Origin of the sequence: Micromonospora sp. NPDC050276 (genome assembly GCF_044459545.1) — a bacterium.
Lineage (GTDB): Bacteria > Actinomycetota > Actinomycetes > Mycobacteriales > Micromonosporaceae > Micromonospora.
The window spans coordinates 300,807-324,771 of sequence record NZ_JBITJA010000004.1 but is presented as its reverse complement, the minus strand read 5'-3'; the positions used below and the strand labels follow the sequence as shown (position 1 = coordinate 324,771).

The following is a 23,965-nucleotide window of genomic DNA, read 5'->3' as shown; positions in this document are numbered from 1 at the left end:
GCAGCCGTCGGGTTCCCGGTCCGACCTCACCGTACGAGAAGCGAACCGCACCGCGCGGAGCAACCAGCAGAACCATCCCGCTCCGGCTGCCGGGTTTGCTGCCGGTGGCCCCGGGTAGCCACGCGTTTCCGAAGGCGAAGGGCGGGGGGCATGGCCGAGCTGGGGTTCGTCGACAAGGTTGCGGCACGGGCGGGTGTGCCGCCGGAGCAGGCGCGTCCACTGACCGAGGCGGTTCTGCGGACCCTCAGCGAGCGGCTCTCCGGCGGCGAGGCGGGCGCGTTGGCCCCTCACCTGGCCGACGAGCTGAGCCCGCTGCTGGTCAAGGCCGCCGAGCCGCCGGAGGCGTTCGGCTACGACGAGTTCCTGCGGCGGGTGGCCGACCGCGCCGGGATCGATCGACCGGCCGCCGAGCGGGGCGCCCGCGCGGTGCTCCAGACCATGCACCGGGTGGTCGGGCACCGGGAGTTCGAGGACGCCCTGGCCCAGCTTCCGGCGGACCTGCGGGAACTGGCGCAACCGCTGCCGCACGGTCCCTGACCGACACCTGCGCCGACGGAACGCCGGGGCATCGATGACCGTTCGGTCCCTGGCGTACCGCCGCGACACCGGGTCTACTGTGCGTTACCGATCGAACGCGCAGTGGTGTCGACCTGCCGTGCCCGCCCGCCGGGTCGTCGCCGCTCCAATCCGAGGAGCGTCCCCCTTGGCGTCCATGGTGTTCCCGCGCCTCCCGCTGACCGCCGCGGCGACGAGCGTCGTCGCGCTGATCACCCTCACCTCCGCTCCCGCCGTCGCGTCCCCGCGCAGCTACCGGGTCGTCGACCTCGGCACCCTGAGCGGAGGTGCCGGTGCCGCCACGGCGATGAACGACCGCGGCGACGTCGTCGGTTGGAGCACCGTCGCCAGCGGTGCCCGGCACGCCGTGCGCTGGCGCCACGGTGTCATCACCGACCTGGGCGTGCTGCCGGGCGACACGGATTCCGTCGCCGTGGACGTCAACGAGTTCGGCGACGTGGCCATCACCTCCTTCGGCTCGGACTTCCTGGCCCGTGCGGTGCTCTGGCGCGACGGTCAGCTTCACGACCTGGGAACGCTTGGCGGGGAGAACAGCGTGGCGATCGGCGTCAACGACCGGCGTCAGGTGCTCGGCACCAGCGAGCCGGCCGGCGACATGCCGCATCGCTTCCTGTGGCGCAACGGCGTCTTCACCGACCTGGGCCGCGAGTACTTCTACGAGTTCACCAGCGACTTCAACAACGCGGGCGACGTGGTGGGCGGTTTCAACGTGCCGCCGCAGGACTACCCCTGCACCTGCGTCGGCGGCCGGTTGCGCGACGGGGTGCTCACCCAGATCGGCAGCGAGGCCCTCGGGGTCAACAACCGGGGCCAGGTGGTGGGCTCGGCGAACGGGCGGGCGTTCCGGTGGCAGAACGGAACGCTGACCGACCTGGGCACGCCCGCCGGCAGCTGGAGCCGGGCCACCGCGATCAACGACCGGGGCGTGGTGCTGGGCTTCAGCAGTAGCAGCACCACCGCCCAGTGGCGCCCGTTCCTGTGGCGCGACGGGGTGCTGACCGACCTGACCACCCGGGGTGTGCGCGAGACCGACTCGATCGAGGACATCAACATCTGGGGTCAGCTCGTCGGCGCCCGGGGAAGTCGGCCGGTGATGTTCCGCTGACCGGCGAGCTTCGCACGGCGGCCGGGGCGTGGCCTGACCCGCCGGTCAGACCACGCCCCCTCGTCCGAGGTCAGCCGGTTACCCCGCTACTGACCACCCACTTCTGGTGCGCGCCACCCGCGTACGTGCCGAGCTGGATCTGGGTGCCGTCACCGGTGCTGCCGCCGGCTGCCTCCAGGATCTTGCCGGACTGCGGATTGCGGATCGACCCGTCGGACTGCGGCTGCCAGACCTGCGCGCCGGTGCCGTTGCAGGTCCAGAGCTGCACCTTCGTGCCGTTGGCGGTGCCGCCGTTGTCCACGTCCAGGCACTTGCCGAGCACCCGGTAGGTGTCGCCGACCCGGGTCCAGGACTGCGCGGCGGTGCCGTTGCAGGTCCAGAGCTGGATCTTCGTGCCGTCGGCGGTGCCCGCGTTGTCGACGTCCAGGCACTTGCCGCCGACGCCGGTGATGGTGCCGCCGGCCGGCGGCGGTGGGCTACCCGGGATGGAGTTGAGCGTGTACCACGCCTCGGTGCTCCACAGTGACTGGCCGCTGGCCGAGGTGAACGGGCGCGGCGAACGCAGGTGCACCACCCGGCCGGCCTTGCGGCCGGCCACCGCGAGGGTGACCTTCTTGCCGTCCGCCGAGAGGGTGGCCGAGGTGACGGTCAGCGTTTCCTCGTCGACCTTCGGTCCGCCGTAGTTCGACGTCGCCACGTACCGCCACTGCTTGATCTTGTAGCGGGCGGCCAGGTCGGCGGCGGTCGCCGTGGAGACGGGCTGCGTGTACTCCACCTCGAAGCCGGTCGTGGTGGCCCGCATCGCGAGCATCTCGAACGTCGTGGAGGTGTTCGGGGTGAGCTTCTGCAGGCCGTACGACAGCTTGCCGGTCTGGCCCCAGTTGCCGCCCGCGCCGAGCCCGCCGACGTAGATCGCGCCGTCCGGGCCGACGTTGACCTCGGAGACGCCCGCCTCGAGTCCCTGGGTGAGCCGGAACAGGGCGCCCTGGTACTCGCCGTTGACCTTCTCCACATTCGCCCGTTGCAGGCCGCCGTACGTCACGTCACCGATGACGAACTGGCCGGCGTAACGGCCGCTGGTCAGGTACATCGGCGTGCTGGGCGAGTTGGCGATCTCGTTCTGCGGCATCCAGAGCACCGGCTGCGTCACCAGGGCGGTGTCGAACGGACCGGCCGGGTTCGTGTAGTGGTTGAAGAACCGCCCCTGCTTGATGTGCACCAACTTCGACGAGGGCAGCCAGCCGCCCTGGTTGTCGGTGACGAAGATGCCGCCCTCCGGGCCCCAGCCGATGCCGTGCGGCGTACGCAGGCCGCCGGCGACGTAACTGACCGCGCCGGTGTCCTTGTTGACCTTGAGGGTGGTGCCCCGGTTGGTGGCGGGCTGCGGGTTGGTGGTGGCGCCGCCGGAGTTGATCGACACCGACAGGTTCAGATAGAAGAACCCGTCCTGGTAGAGCAGGCCGAACGCGAACTCGTGGAAGTTGCCACCATACGGCCAGGTGGCGACGGTCTCCAGGCGCTCGGCCACCTCGTCACCGCCGGTGTTCACCAGCCGGGTCAACCGCTGCTTCTCGGTCACGTAGACCACGCCGTCGACGACCTTGAGCCCCATCGGCTCCTTCAGCCCACCGGCGATCTTCTTGGTGGTCACGGTGCCCGGGCTCGTCGAGCCGCCGGTGTTGCCGAGGATCCAGACCTCACCGTCCTGGGAGGTGCCGGACTGGTCGCTGCCGCCCCAGGTGCAGATGACCAGCCGGCCGTCGGCCAGCCAGTCCATGCCGGTGACCTTCGGCTGGAAGCCGCTGGGCCGCAGGTTGGTCAGGGTGTAACCGGGGTGCACGCCGGTCAGCGGCAGGCCGTCGCCGGGGGAGTCGGCGACCCCCTCGCACTCCTTGCGTCCGGGTGCGGTCACCCGGACCACGCCGGCATCGGTGCTCAGTGCCGAGTTCGGCACGACCACGAAGGTCGACGAACCGGGGGTCTTCCACTCCAGGGTGATCTGCTGACCGCCGCCGCGCTCGAAGTGATCGATGCGCAGCGGGTGCAGGCCGGCGGTGAGGGTGACCGTGCCCTCCTTGGGCGGGGTCGCGCCGTGCAGACCGTCATGGTTGATCACGACGGCGTTGTCGATCGACAGCTTGGATCCGTCGTCGCTGCTGAGCCGGAACGTGTAGCTGCCGGCTTGGGTGGTGGTGATGTTGCCGAGTACCTGCGAGACGAAGTTGTCCTCGAAGCCGAAGTCGGCCGCCGAGGTCCAGTTGATGGTGGACATCAGCTTGTCCACGTTCGGGGTCTGCGCGGGCTTGAGGGTGCACAGCTCGGAGAGCGGCACCTGCACGTCGAAGACTCGCAGCGTGACGCCCGGTTCTTGGGCGGGGGCGGCGGTGGCGGGGACGGCCCAGATGCCGGCGGCGAGGACGAGTGCCAGCGCACCCAGGACGGGATGGTGGAGTCGGCGTAGCAGGCGTGTGCCCATCGTTCCTCCAGGAGGCAGTGGAGTGTCCGACGGCCGGCGTGGAGCAGCGGTGAGGATGGCCGTCGGCCCGGCTCCGTAACGTCCTCGACGCCGACGAGTGACAGTGCGGAAACACCGGGTGGATGGGTCGAGACATTAAGGCGTTTCGATTGAGCTGTCCATGGCTTCGCCTCGATACATCAAAAGTTCCCGATGTCCGTGCGAAAGTTCGGGACGGTACGCGAAGAATGCCGGATGCTGCGGCGGCTTACCGCCGTCCGCGCCGCGCTGGACCACCGGCCCGATTGCCCGTCTTCCGCGTCGGGATGGCGGCCTTGCGGGCCGCAGCGCCGCCCCTGCCCGCCGCGTCGGCGGGCCGGCGGCTCGCCGGGGTGGCCCCCCGCGCCGGGGGCCGACGGCGGGCCGCCACCAGCACGATCGCGGAGACCACGACGACGATCAGGGCCGGCAGCAGCCAGGCCGGGAAACCGCCGTCACCCTGCTCCTTCGTGGCGTCCGCCGGGCCGCTCGCCGGAGCGCCGGTAGGGCCGACCGGGCTGCCGGTGGCGCCCGGGTTCGCCGTGCCCTCGCCCTCGGCCTGGGCCAGCAGAGCCGGATCCGGCCCCGCCGTGGGCGCCGACCAGCCGGCCGGCGCCGCCGTGCCCGGCCCCTGGTAGTCGAAGGTGACGGTGCCCCGCACCGCCTCGCCGTCGGAGGCCACCGAGAGGTAGCTGGCGGTGTAGCGGCCCTTCGCCGGCCAGTGTGCGACGGTCACCATGGCCGGGAAGCCGGTGTGGTACAGCCGGGGCTCGAACACACCGTTGACCATGAAGTACTCGGTGACCGGCTTGTCCAGTCGCTTCGGCTCCCCGAAGGACCAGCCATTGTCCACTCGCGACCCGTTCGGCCCGGTGATGGCGAAGTGCGCGTTCGCGGCCGGCTTCTCGGTGAAGTACAACGCCAGCTGGGTCAACGGCTCGCGTACGACGGTGCCGGTCAGCGGGGTGGACGTCGCCAGCTGACCGTGCGCGGACGCCGGCGCGACCGGCAGCAACAGCGACACCACCAGGGTCGCCGCCAGCGCCACCACGCCGCGACTCAGCACCTTACGCACAGTGACCAGCCTCGATCGCATTCGTTCATCATGGTCATTTCCCCGTCGCCGAACAAGACGTAGAGTTCTCCTCCCCGACGATCAACTCGACACCCGTCCCCCTCGCGTCGTTCGGAGTCCGCCCGTGTTCGTCCGTACCCCCGCCGCCCGCACCGGCGCCACCCTCGCCTCCGCCGCCCTCGCCGCCCTGCTCCTCAGCGGATGTGGGCAGGACGACGACCCCTCGGTGGCCACCCCCTCGGCGGTGCCGACGTCCGCCGCCTCGTCGAGCGCCGCCACCGCGCCGACCCCGACGGCCACCGGTACCCCCAGCGCCGCCGCCAGCACCCCGGCCGTCGACCAGCAGATCACCGTGACGATCGCCAAACGGCGGGTCGATCCGCCGACCGGGCGGGTCACCGTCAGTAAGGGCGAGCTGGTCCGGATCACGGTCACCTCCGACGTGGCCGACGAGCTGCACGTCCACGGCTACGACCTGGGCGCGCGACTGCCGGCCGGCACGCCCGGCTCGGTGGAGTTCCGGGCCGACAAGACCGGACTGTTCGAGGTGGAGACGCACGAGACCGAGCTGGTGCTGTTCCAGCTCGTCGTCCGCTGAGCGGCATGACGACCGCTCCCACGCTGCTGGCACACGGCGTCGGTGGCCGCCAGGACCTGCCGATCACGCTGCCGCAGCTCGTTGTCGCCGCCGCGCTGACCCTCGTCGTCACGTTCCTCGCCCTCGGCCTGCTCTGGCGCGAACCCCGACTCGACCGGGACGCGACCGGCGGTCGCCCGGTGCCGCGCTGGCTCGCCCGACTCGTCGACGCGCCCACGTTCCGGTGGGCGCTGCGCGGGCTCGGCCTGCTCGCCGCCGCCTGGTTCTGCCTCGGTCTGCTGGGCGGGCCGGACACCCCCGACAACCCGACCGCCGGTGCGTTCTACGTTCTGCTCTGGGTCGGGCTGGCCCCGCTGTCGCTGCTGCTCGGCCCGGTCTGGAGGGCGGTCAACCCGCTGCGGACGGTGCACCTGCTCGCGACGCTGGCCGCGCGACGCGATCCGAACCGAGGGCTGCGTGCGCTGCCCGACGGTGTCGGATGGTGGCCGGCCGCCGTCACCCTGTTCGGCTTCGTCTGGCTGGAACTGGTCGCCCCGGACCGGGCCACCCTGCCGGTCATCGCCACCTGGCTGGCCGCGTACGCGGTGGTCCTGCTGGCCGGGGCGGTGGTGTTCGGCGCCGGCTGGTTCGACCGGGCCGACCCGTTCGAGGCGTACAGCACCCTGGTCGGTCAGCTCGCCCCGCTCGGCCGAGCCGCCGACGGCGTGCTGGTGTGGCGCAACCCGCTCGACGGGATCGCCGGCCTGCGGCCCCGCCCCGGGCTGGTCGCCGTGGTGATCGTGCTGCTCGGCTCGACCATGTACGACAGCCTCTCCAACGCGCCGGGCTGGTTGCGCTTCAGCCAGGAGAACGGCCTGCATCCGGCGGTCACCGGCAGCGCCGGTCTGAGCCTCGTCATCGCCGCCGTCGCCGTGGCGTACCTCGCCGCCACTGGCGCCGCGGCGCGCATCGGGCGCACCGACGGGGTCGGCGCCCGTCGGGTACCGGGCGAGATCGCCCACTCGATCGTGCCGATCGCCGTGGGGTACGTGGCGGCGCACTACTACTCGCTGCTGATCCTGGAGGGCCAACGCACCGTCGCGTTGCTCTCCGACCCGCTGGGCACCGGCGCCAACTGGCTCGGCACCGCCGACTGGGAACCGCACACCGGGCTGGTCACACCGTCCGGGGTGGCCACCCTCCAGATCACCGTCATCATCCTCGGGCACCTGCTCGGCACACTGCTCGCCCACGACCGCGCCCTGTACCTGTTCCCCCGGGCTCGGGCGGTGGCCGGCCAACTTCCCCTGTTGGCACTGATGGTCGTGTACACCGTCGCCGGTCTGCTGCTGCTCTACGCGGGGTAGTCCCGCCTGGTCGCGACCCGTACGTCATGATGGCCCGTCGTGGACTCCCATCTTCGGCATTACCTCGACGACCTGGTCACCGCCGCCCAGGGCGTGCTCGGCGCGGACCTGGTCGGCGCGTACGCGGCCGGCTCGGTGGCGCTGGGGGCGTACCAGGCCGGCCGCAGCGACGTGGACGTGGCGCTGGTCAGCGCCGGGCCGCTCACCGACGCGGCCAAGCGGGCGCTGGTAGCGCGACTGCGGCACGAGGCGCTGCCCTGCCCGGCGCGCGGGCTGGAGCTGGTCGCCTACGACCGGAAGGTGGCCGCCTCCGGCTCGCCGGAGCCCGGCTTCGAGGTCGAACTGAACACGGGGGCCGGCATGCCGTTCCGCCGTACCCTCGACCCCGCCGACCGCCCGGCCGCCGACGGCCGGTTCTGGTACGGCCTCGACCGTAGCATCCTGCACCAGAGCGGGCTGCCGCTGCTCGGGCCGCCAGCGGGGGAGGCCTTCGCCGACCTCGCCCCGGAAGACCTGCGCCGGCTGCTCGTCGAGGCGCTGACCTGGTGGCTGGCCCTGCCGACACCGCCGGACGACCAACCCGCGGCCGGCACGGAGGACGCGGTACTCGGCGCCTGCCGGTCGCTGGTGCGCCACCGCGACGGCGTCTGGCTCGCGAAGGTGGCCGCCGGCCAGCGGCTCATCGACACCGGTGATCGGGCCGAGGTGATCGCTCGGGCGGTCGCCGCGCGCCACGGCGGGCCGCCGCCCACCGGGGCGCAGGCCCGCGCCTTCCAACAACGGGTACGCGACGAGATCGTCGGGTAGGTGTCGCGCCGTTGCTTTTGGGGGCTTGCGGGCTTGTGGGTTCGCGGGCTTGCGGCGCTCAGCGGACCGGGCGGGATCGCAGCGAGGCGAAGAGCAGGTTGAGCCCCTCGGTCATGGTCGGGTGGCTGCCCCCCACATGCCTTGGGTCGGGCGCAGGGTGCGGCCCCGGGGGATGGCGGCGACCGGCAGCTGGGCGACCTGGACGTCGTACCCGGCGCGGCGCGCCTCGGTCTCGGTCAGCCCGACCCGGGCCGGCTCCGGGGTGGTGAAGACGGTGTACGGGATCAGCCGGTCGGCGGTGCTGCGCTGGCCTCCCGCGAGATTCGCCGGGATGATCCGGTAGTCGTCCAGCGAAACGTGGGGTGAACTGCGGGCTGCCGGCGACGTCTCCGGCCGCCCAGGTCCGCTCCGCGCTGGTGCGCAGGTGCTCGTCGACCTGCACGAAGCCCCGGTCGCTGAGCCGTACCCCGGCCACGTCCAGGCCGAGCCCGTCGGTGACCGGCTCCCGGCCGGCCGCCACCAGCACGTCATCCCCGATCACCGCGTTGCCGTCGTCCAGCGTCACCCGGAGCGAGCCGTCGGCGTCCCGGTCGACCCGTGCGACCGCGACACCCACGCGTACGTCGATGCCGTCGTCGAGGAAGATCCGCATCACCGCGTCGCTCACGTCGGGATCCTCCCGGGTGAGCAGCCGTGGACCCCCCTCGACCAGCGTCACCGCTGCCGAACGACGCGAACATCTGCGCGAACTCCACGCCGACGGTGCCGCCGCCGAGCACCACCAGCCGGGCCGGCAGCTGGTCCAGGCGCAGCAAGTCGTCGCTGGTGAGCATCCCGGCCTCCGCCATCCCGGGGACCGACGGCAGATGGGGGCGGGTACCGGTGTTGATCACGACGTCGGCGCCGCGCAGCAGCCGCTCACCGCCGTCGGCGAGGGCCACCCGTACGGTCCGTGGACCGACGAACCGGGCCTCGCCGATCACCAGGTGCAGGCCGGAGTCGAGGAACTGCTGCCGGTTCGCGGAGACCATCCCCTCGACCACGTCCTGCTTGTGCGCGCGCACCAGGTCCACGTCGACCCGACCGCCCTCCACCACGAGGCCGAGCGCCGAGGCGTCCCGCAGTTGACGCGCCGCCCGCGCGCTGGTCACCAACGCCTTCGTCGGGATGCACGCGACGTTGATGCAACTGCCGCCGGGCGCTCCTCTCGGTCACCGGCCAGGCCGGCGGCCACCGCTGGTGCGCGGCGGCCAGCCCAGCCTGCCAGCTCAGACGGCAGCGGTGACCTGGTTCCACCCAGAATCCGCCCCGGCCACCGCCCGTACCTTGATCAGGTGATGAGAAGTAGGTCTCCGGACCTTCTACGACCTATTTTTCATCACTTGATCACCGCCGGCCGGCCCGGGTCCGTGCTGTCGTTCGCGTACCGCTGATGGAGGTGGGCAGGGTGGCACGTCACGGTGGCCGGCTCTGGCACCGTCATCTACCCCAGCGAGCGGGTTCCTCGGCGGCCTGGGGACCAGCTACGTCAAGAGGGCGCAGCTGCACTGAAGCTCGCCACCCCGGAGCGTCACGGAGTCCAGGTAGGTTTCCGAGGCGCGATCGCCGGTCACCGGAGCGTCATATCCGGCGCGGTAGGGCTTCGTCCTGCCAGCGGTAGAGGTCGCGCAGCAGGGAAATCTCGGCGCCGTGATGGATCAGCTCCCTGTTGACGTGCAGGACGATGCCCTCCATGGGAAACCGCTCGGGACCCACCGCGGGCGGATTCTCCAGGTCAGCGTCCGAGAGCTCGCGGACCCCCGCGTTCCATCTGCCATACATCTCATCGAGCTGTTTCAGCGCCTCGTCAGCGGTCCCCGCGTAGGCGAACGTCTGGGAGTCGACGTCCTGGCCGCCGAAGTGCCAGCCGACCCGGTAGCCCAGGCAGGAGACGATGATGTGCGCCAGCCGCCAGGCAATCGTGGTCACCGGCGCCGGCGCCGGGTCAGGGGACGCGTGGTCCACCGTCCATTCCCCCGAACCTGCCGACATCGGTGCGGCCGACGTGCCCCGTGGGCGGATGCTCCAGCAGTCGCGCACCGGCTCCCAGAAGTACTCCTCATCCGTAAGACCAGCCAGCCGCGGCCGCAGGTTCTTGCGCCAGTGCCGGTCCAACTGGTCGGCGAGTCGCTCGCTTCTTGTCACTTCCGCACCCTACGTACAACGGAGACCTGGCGGCGACCCTCGCGGACGCCTCGCCAGCCGGGGGCCGCGAAAGCGCAGCGAACCGGGAGATGACTCCAGGGGCTGATGTGTTCTTCGGGCCGCGCCGCCGCGAGCCTCGGACCTGCATTTCGAGGATGGCGAAGACTCGTTGAACGACGACCGGGCGGTCGACCCGGGCCCGCGCGGTTTCGCTCCGGGCCCGGGTGCAACCGCTGCGGCGGTCAGTGTCGGGCGGCGCCGTTCTCACTGACCGGCTGTCCGAAGGCCAGGAACGGCACGGGCGTCGGTGCGTCCGTGCCAATGTGCCGAGGGAAGGTGGGCTCGGCGTCGTCGGCGCTTACGTCCCCGGTCGTCGTACGGTCGGCCGGGGCCGGCTCGTCCGCCATCGCCGGTGTGCCACCGTGCTCGCCGTTCGCCTGCTCGGTCGGGGTCCGGTCGCCGTTCGCCTGCTCGGTCGGGGTGCGGTCGGCAGGGCCACTGTCGACCGGGGCGTGGTCGAGAGCGGGTCGGTCGGCGTCCGCATCGTCCAGGGTGGCTCGCTCCGTGACCGGCCGGTCGACGCTGGCACGATCCAGGGTGAGCCGCTCGACGGTCGCCCGCTCGGGGGCGGGTCGGTCGGCGCTGGAGCGGGAGCCGACCATCGGGTACTCGGCGGTCTCCGTACCGCCGGCTGCCGCGGCCATCACCGCGGCGGCGGCGAGGTCGGCGACCCGCTTCGCTTCCCGCTGCACGCGGGCCCGAACCTCCTTGGCGTGCCGCTCGGCGGAGTCCCCGGCCCGGCGGGCCTCATCCAACCGGGCGTTCTCGGCGGTGAGATCCCGGCGAACCTCACTGAGCCGCTGCTGCATCCGGGACAGCTCGTTCTCCAGCGCCTCGCCCTCCTGGCGGATCTCGGCGAGCTGCTGGCGGCCGGTGTCCAGCTCGGCGTGCAGCTCCGCGGCCTCCTGCCGGCGCTCCTCAAGCTCCTTCTGCAGGGCGGCGAGCTGCTGCTGCTGGCTGGCGGCCTGCTCGTCGGCGCGGTTGCGCAGCTCGGTCACGTGCTGCTGCGCCTCGGCCAGCAGGGCGGCGATCTGCTGCTCGGTCGCGCTGCGCTGCTCGGCCAGCTCCTGCTCGGCGGCGGCCTGCTGCTCGGCGATGTCCTGCTCGGCGGCGGTACGCCGTTCGTTGACCTCTCGCTCCACGTTGGCCTGCCACTGGGCCATCTCCTGCTGGTTCTTGGCGCGGGCCGACTGGAGTTCCTGCTGGATCTGGGTACGGGCCGACTTCATCAGCGCGTCGGCGGCGACCCGGGTCTGGTTGAGCTGCTGCGCGCTCTGCTCGGTGATCCGCTTGGCCTCGTGCTGGGCGCGCTCGTGCGCGGCCTCACCGTCGGCCCGTAGCTGCTCGGCGTGCTCGCGGATCGCGGTCAACTCGGCCTCGGCCAGGGTGCGCCGCTCCTCGTGGGCCTGCTCCTGTTCGGCCCGCCGGGCGGCCAGCTCCTCGGCCAGGTCCTGACGTGCCTGCGCGGACCGCTCACGGGTGTCGGCGAGGATCCGCTCCGCTTCGCTGCGCAGCTCGTTGGCCCGGTCGGTGGCCGACTCGGTGATCATCGCGGCCTGCTTCTCGGCGAGTGCCATGATTTCGCCGACCATCGGGCCCAGATCGTGGAACGAGGCGCGGTCCACCTGCACGGGTTGCTCCTGAAGTTCGGCCAACTCGGCGCGCAGCCGCTGTACCTCCGCGGTCAGTTCACGGACGCGGACGGCGGAGCGTCCGTGCTCCCCGCTGAGCATCGCGATCTGACCGTCGAGCTGCTCCAGGTGCCGGTCCACCTGGCGTTTGTCGTAGCCGCGCAGGGCGAGCTCGAAGCTCGGCCGCGAGGCCGCATCGTCGCGTGCTGCGTGCGGCTCAGCGCCGATGGACATGCACCATCCTCCGTACGATCGGGGGCGTCAGGGAGCGGCGGTCGCCTGCCCCGCGGGCCGTCAGTGTGGCGCAACGCTACCGCCGAGCCCGCGCCGAGCGTAGGCCCCTCCCACCGCCGTCCGCGCAAACCCCCAGGGCTTATGTCGATCATGTAGTCGTGGTGCCCGGGTGATTCCGATCCGCGGCTCTTGTCCCCCCGCACAACTGCATGATCGACGCGGGTGGGTGGGGGCGGGGCGGGGATACACCACGTCGGGGGGGGGGGGGGGGGGGGGGGGGGCGGCGGGGGGGGGGCGGGGGGGGGGGGGGGGGGGGGGCGGGGGGGGGGGGGGGGGGGGGGGGGGGGGGGGGCGGGTTCGGCCGGGGGGGGGGGGGCCCCCCCCCCCCCCCCCCGGGCGGGGGGGGGGGGGGGGGGGGGGGGGGGGCTACCCCCCCGGGGGGGGGGGGGGGGGGGCCCCCCCCCCGACGTGGTGTGGGGTACGGGGTCAGCCTGTTACGGACTGGTTGTAGTCCTTGATGGGGCCGGCGAGGGTTGACTGCTGCTGCTCCAGCGCGGCGCGCGGGTCGCTGCCACTGAGCACAGCTGCCTGCATGGCCTGCTCTGCGGCCTTACGGGCCTGCGGCATCGCACCGAGCAGGCAACCCTGGGTGGCCTTGCTCAACGGGGTGTTCTGCAGCTGGGTGATCGCGGTCTGAAACTGCGGCCGCTGGGCCACCCACTGCTTGTCGACCTCGGTCTCCAGGGCACCCTTGCTGATCGGGAAGTACCCGGTCGAGGTGTGCCAGGTGGCCTGCGAGTCCTTGTCCGACAGGAACTTCACGAACTCCCAGGAAGCGCGCTTGTGCGCGTCGTCCTTGCCCTTGCCGACCACCCAGAGCGAAGCGCCGCCGATGATCGGGCCGCCCGCGTCGGTGGCGTTGATCTTCGGGTAGTTGCCGGTGGCGATGTCGAACTTGCCCTCGGAGCTCTTCAGGAAGCCGCTCAGCGAGCCGGTCGACTCCAGGGTCATCGCGACCGTGCCGGCGGTGAACGCGTTGTCCGCCGTGGTGGTGTTGCTGTCCAGCTTGGGCGCCAGGCCCTCGTCAACCATCTTCTTCCACCAGGCGAGCAGCTTGACGTGGTCGTCGGTGGCCAGCTTGACGGTGGTGCCCCGGCCGTCACGGCCGTTGCCCTGGTCGCAGTACTCCTGGTTTCCGACGGCGGTCCACTGCTCCAGGAACCAGCCGTAGAGCGCGGCGCCGAAGCCGTACTGGGTGACCCGGCCGTTGGCGTCCTTCACGGTCAGCTTGCGGGCCGCCTCAGTGATCTCGTCGAGCGTCTTCGGCGGGTTCGCCGGGTCGAGGCCCGCCTTGGTGAACGCCGTCTTGTTCAGGTAGAGCAGCGGCATCGACGTGTTGAACGGCATCGAGTAGAGCTTGTTGTCGACCGAGTAGTAGCCGGCGATGTTCGGCTGGATGTCCGCGGTCGTGGTCTTGTCGGCGTCCACGAACGACTGCACCGGCACCGTCGACTTGGAGTCGATCATGAAGCGGGTGCCGATGTCGTACACCTGCACCACGTCTGGCGCCTGACCGCTGTTCAGCGCGGCCTTGTACGCCGACAGCGTGTCGTCGTAGGTGTTCTTGAACTGGAGGTTGACCTTGACGCGACCCTTGTTCTTCGCGTTGAACTGTTCGGTGAGCTGCGTGAGCGCCTCACCATTCTTGCCGGTCATCGCGTGCCAGAAGTCGATCGACACCTCGCCCTTGCCGTCCAGCGCGCTGGCGGCCGGGGCATCCGTGCCGCTGCTGGCGTCGCTGCTGTTCGCCGTGGCCGAACCGCAGGCCGCGGCGGTGGCCGTGAGGGCGGCGAGCGAGAGCCCGACCGCCACTCGGCGCAGAGTGGTACGCACTGTTTCCTCCTACTACTGGGTTGAGGGAGTTACTTGACCGCGCCGGCCGTGAAGCCCCGGACGAGCCAGCGCTGACCGAAAATGACCAGCAGCAGCGTCGGCACCAGCGTGATGGTGATGCCGGCCAGGAGCACGGCGGGGCTGCCGCCCTCGTTGTCCTTGAGGGCGAAGACCGCGGTTTGCAGGGTGTTCAGCGAGTTGTTGCTGGACGAGATGATCAAGGGCCAGAAGTACATGTTCCAGCCCTGCAGGAACGACCACACGGCGATCCCGATCAGTGCCGGCCGGCTCGCCGGCAACAGGATGGTGACCAGGAACCGCAGGTGACCGCAGCCGTCGATGACGGCCGCCTCGCGCAGTTCCCGGGGAAACTGGGCGAACGCCTGACGCAGCATGAAGACGCCGAAGCCGGTGGCCAGGAACGGCAGGATCAGGCTGAGTCGGCTGTCGTTGATGCCCAGCGAGCGGATGAAGAGCGCGTTCGGCACCACGATCGACTCGTACGGCACCATGATCGTGGCGAGGAACAGCCAGAAGACCGGCCTGCGCAACGGACTGCGCATGAAGACCAGGGCGTACGCCGCGAGGCAGGACGTGATCAGGTGTCCGAGCATCACGCTGAGCCCGACGAAGAGTGAGTTCAGGAAGGCCGGGGCCAGCGGCACCACTGGTTGTCGCCAGGCGGCCCGGTAGTTCTCCAGCGTCCAGCCGCCGTCGAAGAGTTGCGGCGGCTGGTGCAGCAGCGCGTTCGACGGCAGGAAGCCACCGAGCACGGTGAGCAGCACCGGGAAGAGCAGCACCACCGCGGCGATGCCCAGCCACAGGTAGGTCAGGACGGTCGGTACCGGACCGGGTCGGTTCACGCTCCTGCTCACCGGTAGTGCACCCGCCTCTCGAGGACGCCGAACTGCACCACGGCGATCAGCACGCCGATCACCAGCAGCACCAGGCCCTGCGCGCTGGCCAGCCCGAAGTTGCTGTTGTTGTTGTGGAACGCGTTGTCGAAGATCGAATAGACCAGCGTGCGGGTGTGCCCGTTCGGTCCACCGTCGGTCATGATCTGCACCTGGCCGAGCGCCTGGAGTGCGGCCAGCGTGGTGGTCACCACGGCGAAGAACAGGCTCGGCGAGATCATCGGCAGCACGATGCTGACGAACTGCCGAGGGCCGGTGGCACCGTCCATCCGGGCCGCCTCCAACACCTCCTCGTCGACGCCGGCCAGGCCGGCGGCGAGCACGAGCAGGTTGAACCCGGAAACCATCCACACGGTGACGCCGACGACGGTGGCCATCGCCCAGCCCGGCTCGGTGGTCCAGTTCGGCGCGGGTACGCCGATCAGACCCAGCGCCCAGTTCACCGGCGAGATTCCAGGGTTCAGCATGATCAGCCAGACCACGCTGGCCGCCGAGACCGAGTAGGCGAACGGCAGGGCGAAGGCGGTCCGGAAGATCCGCATGCCGGGCAGGCGCTGGGTCATCGGCGCGGCGAGCGCGAGCGGCAGCAGCACGCCGGGCACCACGACCAGCACGGTGAAGACCAGCGTCTGCCAGAGCACCGTGCCGAATTCCGGCGTGAGCAGCTCCTGGAAGTGCGCCAACCCCACCGACCTGGTCGGGTTGCCGAGGATGTCGTTGCCCCGGGTGGCCAGATACACCGCCTGGAACAGCGGGAAGATGACGAAGATGCCCAGGCCCGCCAGGCCGGGAAGGACGAAGAGCAGGCCAAGTGCCGTCTCCCGCGTCCGCCCCCGGGCGGCGGCCCGGCGGGTCCGGCTGAGCGGCCGGTCGGTGGGCGCGGCGCGGCTGGCCGCGGGCAGAGTTGGAGCTGTCACATCGGGCAGCCTGCACAGGCCGTACGTCCGGCTGGGGTGATTTAGGTGGCGGATGGTTGACGTGGCAATGACAGTGCCTACTCAGCGTCACATCAGGCAAAGATCAACCTGAATGCGCAGCTCAATGCCCCGTCCCTGCCCGAACCATCGTGACTGTGCGTGCCGGTGGCGGGCGAGCCGCCACCGGCACCGCGCTCAGCGTCGCTTGGCGAGCAGCACCGCGTCGTGCAAAGTGATCTGCTCACCGTCCGGGTCGGTGGCGAGGCGGGAGCGTTCCTCCGCCGTCAGCACCTCCCAGTCGGCCGGGTCCAGGTCGGCGGCCACGTCCTCGGCGGTGTACATCATGTCCGGCATGTGCATCCGGTGCGCCGACCCCCACAGATCGGACGGGTGGTGTCCGACGATCAGCAGGACGCCACCCGGTACCACCGCCGCCGCCAGCCGGCCGAACAACTCCCGCCGCTGCTCCGGGGGCAGGTGCATGAACTGCGCGGACACCAGGTCGTACGCCGCCTCGGTGGGCGGCTTGTCGCGCAGGTCGGCGTGCGTGAACTCGATCCGGTCGCCGACGCCGGCGGTCTCGGCGTGCGCGGCGGCCCGGGTCAGTGCGGTAGTGGAGATGTCCACCGCCGTCACCCGCCAGCCGCGCTCGGCCAGCCACACCGCGTCCGCGCCTTCGCCGCTGCCCACGTCCAGCGCGCGTCCCGGGGTCAGGTCCGCGACCTCGGCGACCAACTGCGGGTTCGGCCGTCCACTCCACACCGAGGGCCGGGACTGGTAGCGCTCCTCCCACGCCGGCTCCTCGAACGCCGTGGCCCGCAACTGCCGATACGCGGCGACCGCGGCGCGGGTGTCCTCGGCGATGAGATCGGCGTTGATCGCCGCGGCGGCGTTCAGGCCGGCCCCGGCGGACGTGATCACCTGACCACGGAGGTCGGCCACGTTGCCGGCCACCCAGACACCCGGGACAGCCGTGGCGCCGGTGGCGTCGGCCGGGATCTGGGCGCCGATGACGTGCTCACCCATCGTCACCTCCTCCGGGGTCAGACCCAGTCCCACCAGCACGTCGGCGCGGGCAGTCAGCCGCGTCGCCACCACGATCGCGTCGAGCGCCACCACCCGGCCGTCGGCGAGCCGTACCCCGGTCAGCGCGTCGTCGTTCACCTCCACCGCCGCGACCGGGCCCGGCACGACCGCGATGCTGCGAGCGGCGAGTCGCTCGGCGGTCTCCGCGTCCGGCGCCGGGGCGTCGTGCAGCAGGAGCAGCACGTCCGAGCTCCACTGTCGCCACATCTCGGCTTGGTGCACGGCCAACGGCCCGGTCGCCAGGATGCCGATCCGTCGGTCCCGAACCTCCCAACCGTGGCAGTACGGGCAGTGCAGCACGTCGCGACCCCACCGCTGCGCCAGGCCGGGCACGTCGGGCAGTTCATCGGTCAGACCGGTGGTCACCAGCAGTCGTCGAGCCCGCACCGACTCCCCGTCGCCGAGGCTGAGTCGGAACCCGTCGTCATCCCGGGTCGCGGCCTGCACCCGCCCGGTCCGGAACTGCCCGCCGTACCCGGCCACCTCGGCCCGGCCGACGGCCAGCAGCTCGCCCGGCGGCGTCCCCTCCCGGCCCAGGTAGTTGTGTACCCGGTCGGCCGGCGCGTTGCGCGGCTCACCGGAGTCGATCACCAGCACCGACCGTCGGGCCCGGCTCAACGCCAGGGCTCCGCTGAGCCCCGCGGCGCCGCCGCCCACCACTACCACGTCGTACGTCTCGTCCACCGGTCTCTCCCTCTTGCTTCGTCGGCTGCGCCCACCATCCGTCGCCGTCGGCGAAGTGGCAACTATCCTTGCCGTTATGGCAAACGAGGACAGCGCCGCGCTGGCGGCCGTCGGCCCCCGGCTGCGTGCCCTACGTCACCAACGCGGGACCACGCTGACCCAGCTCGCCGACCTGACCGGCATCTCGGTGAGCACCCTGTCCCGGCTGGAGTCCGGTAGCCGCCGGCCCACCCTGGAGCTGCTGCTCCCATTGGCGAGGGCCTACCAGGTGGCGCTCGACGAACTGGTCGACGCCCCCGCCACCGGCGACCCACGGGTCCGTCCCAAACCGATCGTCATCCACGGCGTGACGTACCTGCCGCTGACCCGCCGACCGGGCGGTGTCCAGGCGTTCAAGCAGATCTTCCCGCCGGACCCGTCCGCCGGGGGTCGGATCCCGCAGGCCCATGAGGGGTACGAGTGGCTCTACGTGCTCTCCGGCCGGCTGCGCCTGTTGCTCGGTGACCGTGATCTGACGCTGACCCCGGGCGAGGTGGCCGAGTTCGACACCCGAATACCGCACCTCTTCTTCAACCCGGGCCCCGGCACCGCCGAAGCGCTCAGTCTGTTCGGGCCGCAGGGGGAGCGGCTGCACGTCCGCGCCCGCCCGGCCGCACCCGACAAGGGGTAGTCGCGGTGGCGCACGTGAGGCCGCTGTTCGGCCACTCGCCACCGAGCGGCATCCCAGGAGATCCGTGAGCTGACGGGCGGATCGCGCCGTGGGTTCGGTGCGGTGCGGGTCCGGGCAACCGTCGGTGGCAGCACGTGGGCGACCTCGATCTTCCCAGGCAGTGGTGGCGGAGCCTTCGTGCTGCCGATCAAGCGTGCCGTCCGCAAGGCCGAAGCGTTCGACGTGGGCGACATCGAGACCGTGACCGTCGAAATCATCGATATGTGTCGACCGGTGCGCTCATGAGCGGGCGCTCCGGGGACCGGCGGTGCGAGGATGGCCCGATGATCGATGTGGCAGCCCAGGGCAGCAGCGACCGGACAGCGCACCGCGACATCGTCGTGCACGAAGTCCCGGGCTTCCGCCCGCTGACGCTGGACCTTGTCGTGCCGGTCGACGCTGCCCATCCGGTCCCGGTTCTGGTGTGGGTCCACGGCGGTGCGTGGCTGTTCGGCTCGCCCAAGCACCCGGCGGACTGGCTCATGCAGGCGGATCCGTTCACCGCCGCGATCCGTGCCGGATTCGCGGTCGCCTCCGCGCAGTACCGGCTCAGCGGTGAGGCGCACTTCCCCGCGCAACTCGACGACGTCAGGGCTGCGGTGCGCTGGCTCCGCCGGGAGGGTCACACGGTGGGCGTGGACCGGGAGCGGATCGGGGTGTGGGGCGAGTCGGCCGGCGGGCATCTGGCCGCGCTGGTCGCGCTGACCGGCAGCGACGAGGACGACAGCCGCGTCCGGGCGGCGGTCTGCTGGTACGCACCGTCGAACCTGCTGACCATGCAGCCGCAGGCCCATCCGGCCGCAACGATCGACCACGAGGCGGCCGACTCACCCGAGTCCCTGCTGATCGGCGGCCCACTGGCCGAGAACCCGGGACTCGGTCGGGCGGCCAGTCCGATCACCTACGTCACCGACCAGGCCCCACCCATGCTGCTGATCCACGGCGATCAGGACCTGGTCGTCCCGGTCGGGCAGAGCGAGGAGTTGGCCGTAGCACTGGCCGCGGTGGGTGCCGAGGTCGAGTTGTCGGTGGTGCCGGGCGCCGACCACTGTTTCACCGGAGCGCCGCTGGAGCCCCTGATCCGGGACACTCTGGCGTTCTTCACCCGGTTCCTCGCCCCTGGGCGTTAGCGGAACGACGCGATTGCGGCCGGGTGGTCTTGGCTGATGGTGGCGTCGCGCCAGGTGCCCGAGACGGGTCAGGGGCTGGTGCCGGGGCGCTACCGCCCGAGCACCGAACCACGTCGAACCGTGGGTGCCGTACGTCCGTGTTTATGATCGACGACCCCGACCGGGGGACCCCGACATGGCCGATCGGCTTGGCCCGGAGCAGAGGTGAGGTGCGCGACGGTGATCCGCGAGGCGTACGCCTGCTGGGTGCGTGAGCCCGGCGCGGCCGAGATCCGGCCGGTGTCACTGCCCCAACCGGGGCCGGACGAGGTGCTGGTCCGAGCCAGTTACTCCGGGGTCAGCCGGGGCACCGAGACGCTGGTCTTCGCCGGCCGGGTGCCCGCCGACCAGTACGCCGCCATGCGCGCCCCGTTCCAGGAGGGCGACTTCCCCGGCCCGGTGAAGTACGGCTACCTCAGCGTCGGCGTGGTCGAGCAGGGCCCGTCGGAGTTGCGCGGACGGACGGTGTTCTGCCTGCACCCACACCAGAGCGCGTACGTCGTGCCGGTGAGCGCCGTGGTGCCGGTGCCGGACGGAGTGCCGGCCGCCCGAGCGGTGCTCGCCGGCACGGTGGAGACCGCCGTCAACGCGTTGTGGGACGCAGCGCCGCTGGTCGGTGACCGGGTCACCGTGATCGGCGCGGGCATGGTGGGCTGCTGCGTCGCGACGCTGCTCGCCCGGTTCCCCGGCGTGCACGTCGAGTTGGTCGACACCGACGCCCGCCGGGCCGGCGTGGCCGGGGCGCTCGGCGTCGACTTCGCGAGCCCGGCCGACGCCCGCGGTGACCGGGACCTGGTCGTGCACGCCAGCGCCACGGCCGCTGGCCTGCAACAGGCGCTGGACCTGCTCGCGCCGGAGGGCACGGTCATCGAGCTGAGCTGGTACGGCGACCGCGCGGTGCAGGTGTCGCTGGGCGGCGCGTTCCACTCCGGTCGACTCACCGTGCGCAGCAGTCAGGTCGGCACGGTGGCCCCCGCCCGACGGGGGCGGCGCAGTTACGCCGATCGGCTGGCGCTCGCCCTGGATCTGCTCGACGACCCGGCCTTCGACGCGCTGATCACCGGCGCGTCCCGGTTCGCGGAGCTGCCCGACGTGCTCGCCCGACTGAGTTCGGGTGACCTGCCCGCCCTCTGCCACCTCATCACCTATGACGACGGGGAGTGACCGTGTTCAGCGTGACCGTTCGGGATCACATGATGATCGCCCACAGTTTCCGGGGCGAGGTGTTCGGGCCCGCCCAACGCCTGCACGGCGCGACGTTCGTGGTGGACGCGACGTTCCGCCGGCCCGACCTGGACGCCGACGGCATCGTGGTGGACATCGGCCTGGCCACCGAGCAACTGCGGGCCGTGCTGGCCGAGCTGACCTACCGCAACCTTGACGACGAGGCGGCCTTCGCCGGGGTGAACACCACCACCGAGGTGCTGGCCCGTACGGTCGCGGACCGGCTGGTCGACCGGGTGCACGCCGGTGAGCTGGGCGCGGGGGCGCGCGACCTGACCGGCATCACGGTCACCCTGCACGAGTCGCACATCGCCTGGGCGAGCTACGAGCGGTCGCTGTGACCGATGCGGGCCGGGCGGCGCACGTCGTTCTGCCCGGTGACATCGACGACCCGGCAACGCCCAGCGGCGGCAACTCCTACGACCGGCGGATCTGCGCCGGGCTCGGTGAGCGGGGCTGGTCGGTCCACGAGCATCCGGTGCCCGGCGCGTGGCCGCACGCCGACCCGGCCGACCTGGCGACGCTGGCCGGGGTGCTCGCCGCCGTGCCCGACGACGCCGTGGTGCTGATCGACGGCCTGATCGCCTCGACCGTGCCGGATCTGCTCGCCCCGCACGCCCGTCGGCTGCGCCTGGTGGTCCTGGTGCATCTGCCGTTCGACGACGAGGTGGAGGCCCGTGCGTTGGCCACCGCGCGGGCCGTCGTCACCACCAGCGAGTGGACCCGTCGCACCCTGATGGCTCGGCACCCGACGCTCGTCGAGCGGATCTCGGCCGCGCCGCCCGGGGTGCGGCCCGCGCCGCCCGCTGTCGGCTCCGCGGCCGGCGACCGGTTGCTCTGCGTCGCGGCGGTCACCCACCACAAGGGGTACGACGTGCTGGTCGACGCGTTGGCCACGCTGGTCGGCCGGCCCTGGACGATGGTCTGCGCGGGCACGCTGACCCGGGAGCCCGAGCTGGTACACCGGCTGCGCGTCCGGCTCGCCGGCGCGGGTCTCGCCGACCGGGTGCGGCTGGCCGGCCCGCTGACCGGTACGGCGTTGGACGACGCGTACGCCGCCGCCGACCTGCTGGTGCTGCCGTCGAGAGGCGAGACGTACGGCATGGTCGTCACCGAGGCGCTGGCCCGCGGCCTGCCGGTGCTGGCGACCGAGGTGGGCGGCGTACCGGAGGCGCTCGGCCGTACCCCGGACGGTGAGCTGCCCGGGTTGCTGGTTCCACCGGACGACCCGGCCGCCCTGGCCGGCGCACTGAGTTGGTGGTTGGGCGACGACGAGTTGCGGGCCCGACTGCGGCGTGCGGCCCTCGCCCGGCGCGACACCCTGACCGACTGGCCGGTGACCACCGCGTTGCTGGCCGCCGTGCTGGAGGAGGTGGCGGAGTGACCGCCGAGGAGACCCTGCCGTTCGCCGACTGGCTGCGGTTGCGCGAACCGGCCGACGCGGCGGCGCGCGCCGAGGACCTGTTGGACGCCGTCCGCCCCCGGCTGACCGGCGACGTCCCGACGGTGATCCACGACCTGGGCAGCGGCACCGGCTCGATGAGCCGCTGGTTGGCCGCCCGACTGCCCGGGCCACAGCACTGGGTGCTGCACGACCGGGACGCCGACCTGCTGGCCCGCGCCGCCGAGGGCATGACGGGGGTGAGAGCCGCCGACGGCGCCCCGGTCACCGTCCGCACCCGCTGCGGTGACCTCACCCGGCTGACCGCCGCCGACCTCGCCGACGGCGCCCTGATCACCGCGTCCGCGCTGCTGGACATGCTCAGCGCCGAGGAGATCGAACGGGTGGTGGCCGCCTGCGTCGGCCGGCCCGCCCTGTTCGCCATCTCGGTGACCGGCCGGGTCCGGCTCACCCCGGCCGACCCGCTCGACGAGGCGGTCGAGGCCGCGTTCAACGACCACCAGCGGCGTACCGTCGACGGCCGGCGGCTGCTCGGCCCGGACGCCGCCGCCGCCACCGCCGCCGCGTTCGCCCGACACGGCGTCGACGTGCGGGAACGGCCCAGCCCGTGGCGACTCGGCCCGGAGCAGGCCGACCTGACCGCCGAGTGGTTGCGGGGTTGGCTCGCGGCGGCCTGCGAGCAGCGTCCCGACCTGGCCGGCCCCGCCGAGGCGTACGCCCGGCACCGGCTGGCCGACGCGGCGGCCGGCCGGCTCACCGTGCTGGTCGAACACACTGACCTCTTCGCCGGTGGATGAACCGTTCACGCCCTGGGTACGTGCACTAGGGCAAGTGGACGATCTTCAACGGGAGGGCCGGCGCCGATGTTCTGGGCCTGGGCACGAGTGGTCGGCGGGGTGGGTCTGCTCGCCGTCCTGCTGTGGCAGGTGGGCAGTGGCCCGTTCCTCGCCGGAGTACGACTGATCGACGCGCCCGCGTTGGCCGCGGCGCTGGTCATCGGGGTGCTCACCACGGTCTGCGCGGCGTGGCGGTGGAGCCTGGTCGCCGGTGGCCTCGGCGTACGCCTGCCGCTGGCGACCGCGGTGGCGCACTGCTACCGGGCCGTGTTCCTCAACGCCACCCTGCCCGGCGGTGTGCTCGGCGACGTGCACCGGGCGGTCCGTCACGGCCGCGACGCCGGTGACGTCAGCCGGGGCATCCGTGCGGTGGTCTGGGAGCGTACCGCCGGGCAGGTCGTCCTGCTGGCAGTCGCCCTGGTGGTGCTCGCGGCCTTCCCGTCCCCGGTGCGGCCGTACCTGCCGGTGGCCGCCGCGCTGCTCGTCGCAGCCGGGCTGGTCGCCGTGCTGGTGGCCAGGGGCCTGCCGAACGCCGGCGGGTCACGCTGGGCGACGCCGCTGCGTACCGCGGTGGCGGACGTGCGGTCGGGCCTGCTGGCGCGGCGTACCTGGTTCGGTGTGCTGGTCGCCTCGGCCGTGATGGTCGCCGGCCACCTGGCCACCTTCCTGGTGGCGGCGCGCACCGCCGGGTCGGACGCCCCGCTGTCCCGACTGCTGCCGTTGACGCTGCTCGCCCTGCTCGCCATGGGCCTGCCGTTGAACGTCGCCGGCTTCGGGCCCCGCGAGGGTGTGGCGGCGTGGGTGTTCGGTGCGGCCGGGCTCAGCGCGGCCGAGGGCGTCGCCACCGCCACCGTCTATGGTGCACTGATCCTGGTGGCCAGCCTGCCCGGCGCCGCGGTGCTGCTGGCCCGTCGGCGGCGGATTCCGGTGGCCGCCCGGGAAGCCGCGTCCGGCGGCGGCTGTTGAGTCGGTTGTGAGACGGTACCCGCCGCCGGAGAGTGGTGGCGCTGGACAAAGGAGT

At 72.1% G+C, this 23,965-nt stretch carries 22 protein-coding genes and 1 pseudogene; 13 read left to right on the top strand and 10 right to left on the bottom strand.

Annotated elements, in window-relative coordinates; all coding sequences use genetic code 11:
* Positions 1 to 150: 150 nt before the first annotated feature.
* A complete protein-coding gene (locus ACIBF8_RS10405; protein ID WP_396782181.1) occupies positions 151 to 537 on the top strand; it encodes a DUF2267 domain-containing protein in 387 nt (128 codons plus the stop codon).
* A 175-nt stretch (positions 538 to 712) separates the two neighbouring features.
* Complete coding sequence (locus ACIBF8_RS10400; protein WP_396782485.1) at positions 713 to 1,681, top strand: hypothetical protein; 969 nt, start codon at positions 713 to 715, stop codon at positions 1,679 to 1,681.
* A gap of 70 nt (positions 1,682 to 1,751) precedes the next feature.
* Here ACIBF8_RS10400 and ACIBF8_RS10395 read toward each other — a convergent pair whose 3' ends face one another.
* Both ACIBF8_RS10395 and ACIBF8_RS10390 read right to left on the bottom strand, forming a co-directional pair.
* Positions 1,752 to 4,157 carry a ricin-type beta-trefoil lectin domain protein gene (locus tag ACIBF8_RS10395; protein ID WP_396782179.1) on the bottom strand — a complete coding sequence of 802 codons (2,406 nt, stop codon included), beginning with the start codon at positions 4,155 to 4,157 and terminating at the stop codon, positions 1,752 to 1,754.
* Positions 4,158 to 4,404: 247 nt separating this feature from the next.
* The gene (locus ACIBF8_RS10390; RefSeq protein ID WP_396782177.1) at positions 4,405 to 5,250 is read right to left on the bottom strand and encodes a copper resistance protein CopC; all 846 of its coding nucleotides are present in this window, start codon (positions 5,248 to 5,250) and stop codon (positions 4,405 to 4,407) included.
* A 124-nt stretch (positions 5,251 to 5,374) separates the two neighbouring features.
* Between ACIBF8_RS10390 and ACIBF8_RS10385 the strand changes: the two genes are divergently transcribed.
* Genes ACIBF8_RS10385 through ACIBF8_RS10375 form a run of 3 tightly spaced genes read left to right on the top strand, consistent with a single transcriptional unit; the run spans position 5,375 to position 8,001 of the window.
* Positions 5,375 to 5,848: a hypothetical protein gene (locus ACIBF8_RS10385; RefSeq protein ID WP_396782175.1), complete on the top strand. Its 474-nt coding sequence runs from the start codon at positions 5,375 to 5,377 to the stop codon at positions 5,846 to 5,848.
* A gap of 5 nt (positions 5,849 to 5,853) precedes the next feature.
* The gene (locus ACIBF8_RS10380; protein WP_396782173.1) at positions 5,854 to 7,194 is read left to right on the top strand and encodes a hypothetical protein; all 1,341 of its coding nucleotides are present in this window, start codon (positions 5,854 to 5,856) and stop codon (positions 7,192 to 7,194) included.
* A 39-nt stretch (positions 7,195 to 7,233) separates the two neighbouring features.
* Complete coding sequence (locus ACIBF8_RS10375) at positions 7,234 to 8,001, top strand: nucleotidyltransferase domain-containing protein (RefSeq protein ID WP_396782171.1); 768 nt, start codon at positions 7,234 to 7,236, stop codon at positions 7,999 to 8,001.
* A 111-nt stretch (positions 8,002 to 8,112) separates the two neighbouring features.
* Here ACIBF8_RS10375 and ACIBF8_RS10370 read toward each other — a convergent pair whose 3' ends face one another.
* The 8 genes and pseudogenes from ACIBF8_RS10370 to ACIBF8_RS10335 form a co-directional block, all read right to left on the bottom strand.
* Positions 8,113 to 8,532 carry a hypothetical protein gene (locus ACIBF8_RS10370; protein ID WP_396782484.1) on the bottom strand — a complete coding sequence of 140 codons (420 nt, stop codon included), beginning with the start codon at positions 8,530 to 8,532 and terminating at the stop codon, positions 8,113 to 8,115.
* Positions 8,423 to 9,152, bottom strand: a pseudogene (locus ACIBF8_RS10365) (FAD-dependent oxidoreductase); the annotation flags it as partial. The pseudogene ACIBF8_RS10365 and the gene ACIBF8_RS10370, both read right to left, overlap by 110 nt.
* Before the next feature lie 469 nt (positions 9,153 to 9,621).
* Positions 9,622 to 10,185 (bottom strand): DinB family protein, encoded by a 564-nt coding sequence (locus ACIBF8_RS10360; protein ID WP_396782169.1) that lies wholly within the window; start codon positions 10,183 to 10,185, stop codon positions 9,622 to 9,624.
* Positions 10,186 to 10,427: 242 nt separating this feature from the next.
* Complete coding sequence (locus ACIBF8_RS10355) at positions 10,428 to 12,110, bottom strand: hypothetical protein (protein ID WP_396782167.1); 1,683 nt, start codon at positions 12,108 to 12,110, stop codon at positions 10,428 to 10,430.
* 486 nt (positions 12,111 to 12,596) lie between these two features.
* Positions 12,597 to 14,003, bottom strand: coding sequence for an ABC transporter substrate-binding protein (locus ACIBF8_RS10350; RefSeq protein WP_396782165.1), 1,407 nt, complete (start codon positions 14,001 to 14,003; stop codon positions 12,597 to 12,599).
* Positions 14,004 to 14,032: 29 nt separating this feature from the next.
* Positions 14,033 to 14,878 carry a carbohydrate ABC transporter permease gene (locus ACIBF8_RS10345; RefSeq protein ID WP_396782163.1) on the bottom strand — a complete coding sequence of 282 codons (846 nt, stop codon included), beginning with the start codon at positions 14,876 to 14,878 and terminating at the stop codon, positions 14,033 to 14,035.
* Positions 14,875 to 15,834 carry a carbohydrate ABC transporter permease gene (locus ACIBF8_RS10340; RefSeq protein WP_396782161.1) on the bottom strand — a complete coding sequence of 320 codons (960 nt, stop codon included), beginning with the start codon at positions 15,832 to 15,834 and terminating at the stop codon, positions 14,875 to 14,877. Before ACIBF8_RS10340 ends, ACIBF8_RS10345 begins: the two co-directional genes overlap by 4 nt.
* Positions 15,835 to 16,029: 195 nt before the next feature.
* Positions 16,030 to 17,604 carry an FAD-dependent oxidoreductase gene (locus ACIBF8_RS10335; RefSeq protein WP_396782160.1) on the bottom strand — a complete coding sequence of 525 codons (1,575 nt, stop codon included), beginning with the start codon at positions 17,602 to 17,604 and terminating at the stop codon, positions 16,030 to 16,032.
* Positions 17,605 to 17,680: 76 nt separating this feature from the next.
* Between ACIBF8_RS10335 and ACIBF8_RS10330 the strand changes: the two genes are divergently transcribed.
* From ACIBF8_RS10330 to ACIBF8_RS10295, 8 genes are all read left to right on the top strand, one after another.
* Positions 17,681 to 18,274: a helix-turn-helix domain-containing protein gene (locus ACIBF8_RS10330; RefSeq protein ID WP_396782159.1), complete on the top strand. Its 594-nt coding sequence runs from the start codon at positions 17,681 to 17,683 to the stop codon at positions 18,272 to 18,274.
* A 102-nt stretch (positions 18,275 to 18,376) separates the two neighbouring features.
* Positions 18,377 to 18,559 carry a DUF1905 domain-containing protein gene (locus ACIBF8_RS10325; protein ID WP_396782158.1) on the top strand — a complete coding sequence of 61 codons (183 nt, stop codon included), beginning with the start codon at positions 18,377 to 18,379 and terminating at the stop codon, positions 18,557 to 18,559.
* 38 nt (positions 18,560 to 18,597) lie between these two features.
* Positions 18,598 to 19,443: an alpha/beta hydrolase fold domain-containing protein gene (locus ACIBF8_RS10320; protein ID WP_396782157.1), complete on the top strand. Its 846-nt coding sequence runs from the start codon at positions 18,598 to 18,600 to the stop codon at positions 19,441 to 19,443.
* 219 nt (positions 19,444 to 19,662) lie between these two features.
* Positions 19,663 to 20,646 (top strand): zinc-binding alcohol dehydrogenase, encoded by a 984-nt coding sequence (locus tag ACIBF8_RS10315; RefSeq protein ID WP_396782156.1) that lies wholly within the window; start codon positions 19,663 to 19,665, stop codon positions 20,644 to 20,646.
* 2 nt (positions 20,647 to 20,648) lie between these two features.
* Complete coding sequence (locus ACIBF8_RS10310; protein ID WP_363613396.1) at positions 20,649 to 21,047, top strand: 6-carboxytetrahydropterin synthase; 399 nt, start codon at positions 20,649 to 20,651, stop codon at positions 21,045 to 21,047.
* Positions 21,044 to 22,090, top strand: coding sequence for a glycosyltransferase family 4 protein (locus ACIBF8_RS10305; protein WP_396782154.1), 1,047 nt, complete (start codon positions 21,044 to 21,046; stop codon positions 22,088 to 22,090). The genes ACIBF8_RS10310 and ACIBF8_RS10305 overlap by 4 nt, the downstream gene beginning before the upstream one ends.
* Positions 22,087 to 22,905, top strand: coding sequence for a class I SAM-dependent methyltransferase (locus ACIBF8_RS10300; RefSeq protein WP_396782152.1), 819 nt, complete (start codon positions 22,087 to 22,089; stop codon positions 22,903 to 22,905). Before ACIBF8_RS10305 ends, ACIBF8_RS10300 begins: the two co-directional genes overlap by 4 nt.
* Positions 22,906 to 22,971: 66 nt before the next feature.
* Positions 22,972 to 23,910, top strand: coding sequence for a lysylphosphatidylglycerol synthase transmembrane domain-containing protein (locus ACIBF8_RS10295; protein WP_396782150.1), 939 nt, complete (start codon positions 22,972 to 22,974; stop codon positions 23,908 to 23,910).
* The last annotated feature ends 55 nt before the right edge of the window (positions 23,911 to 23,965 follow it).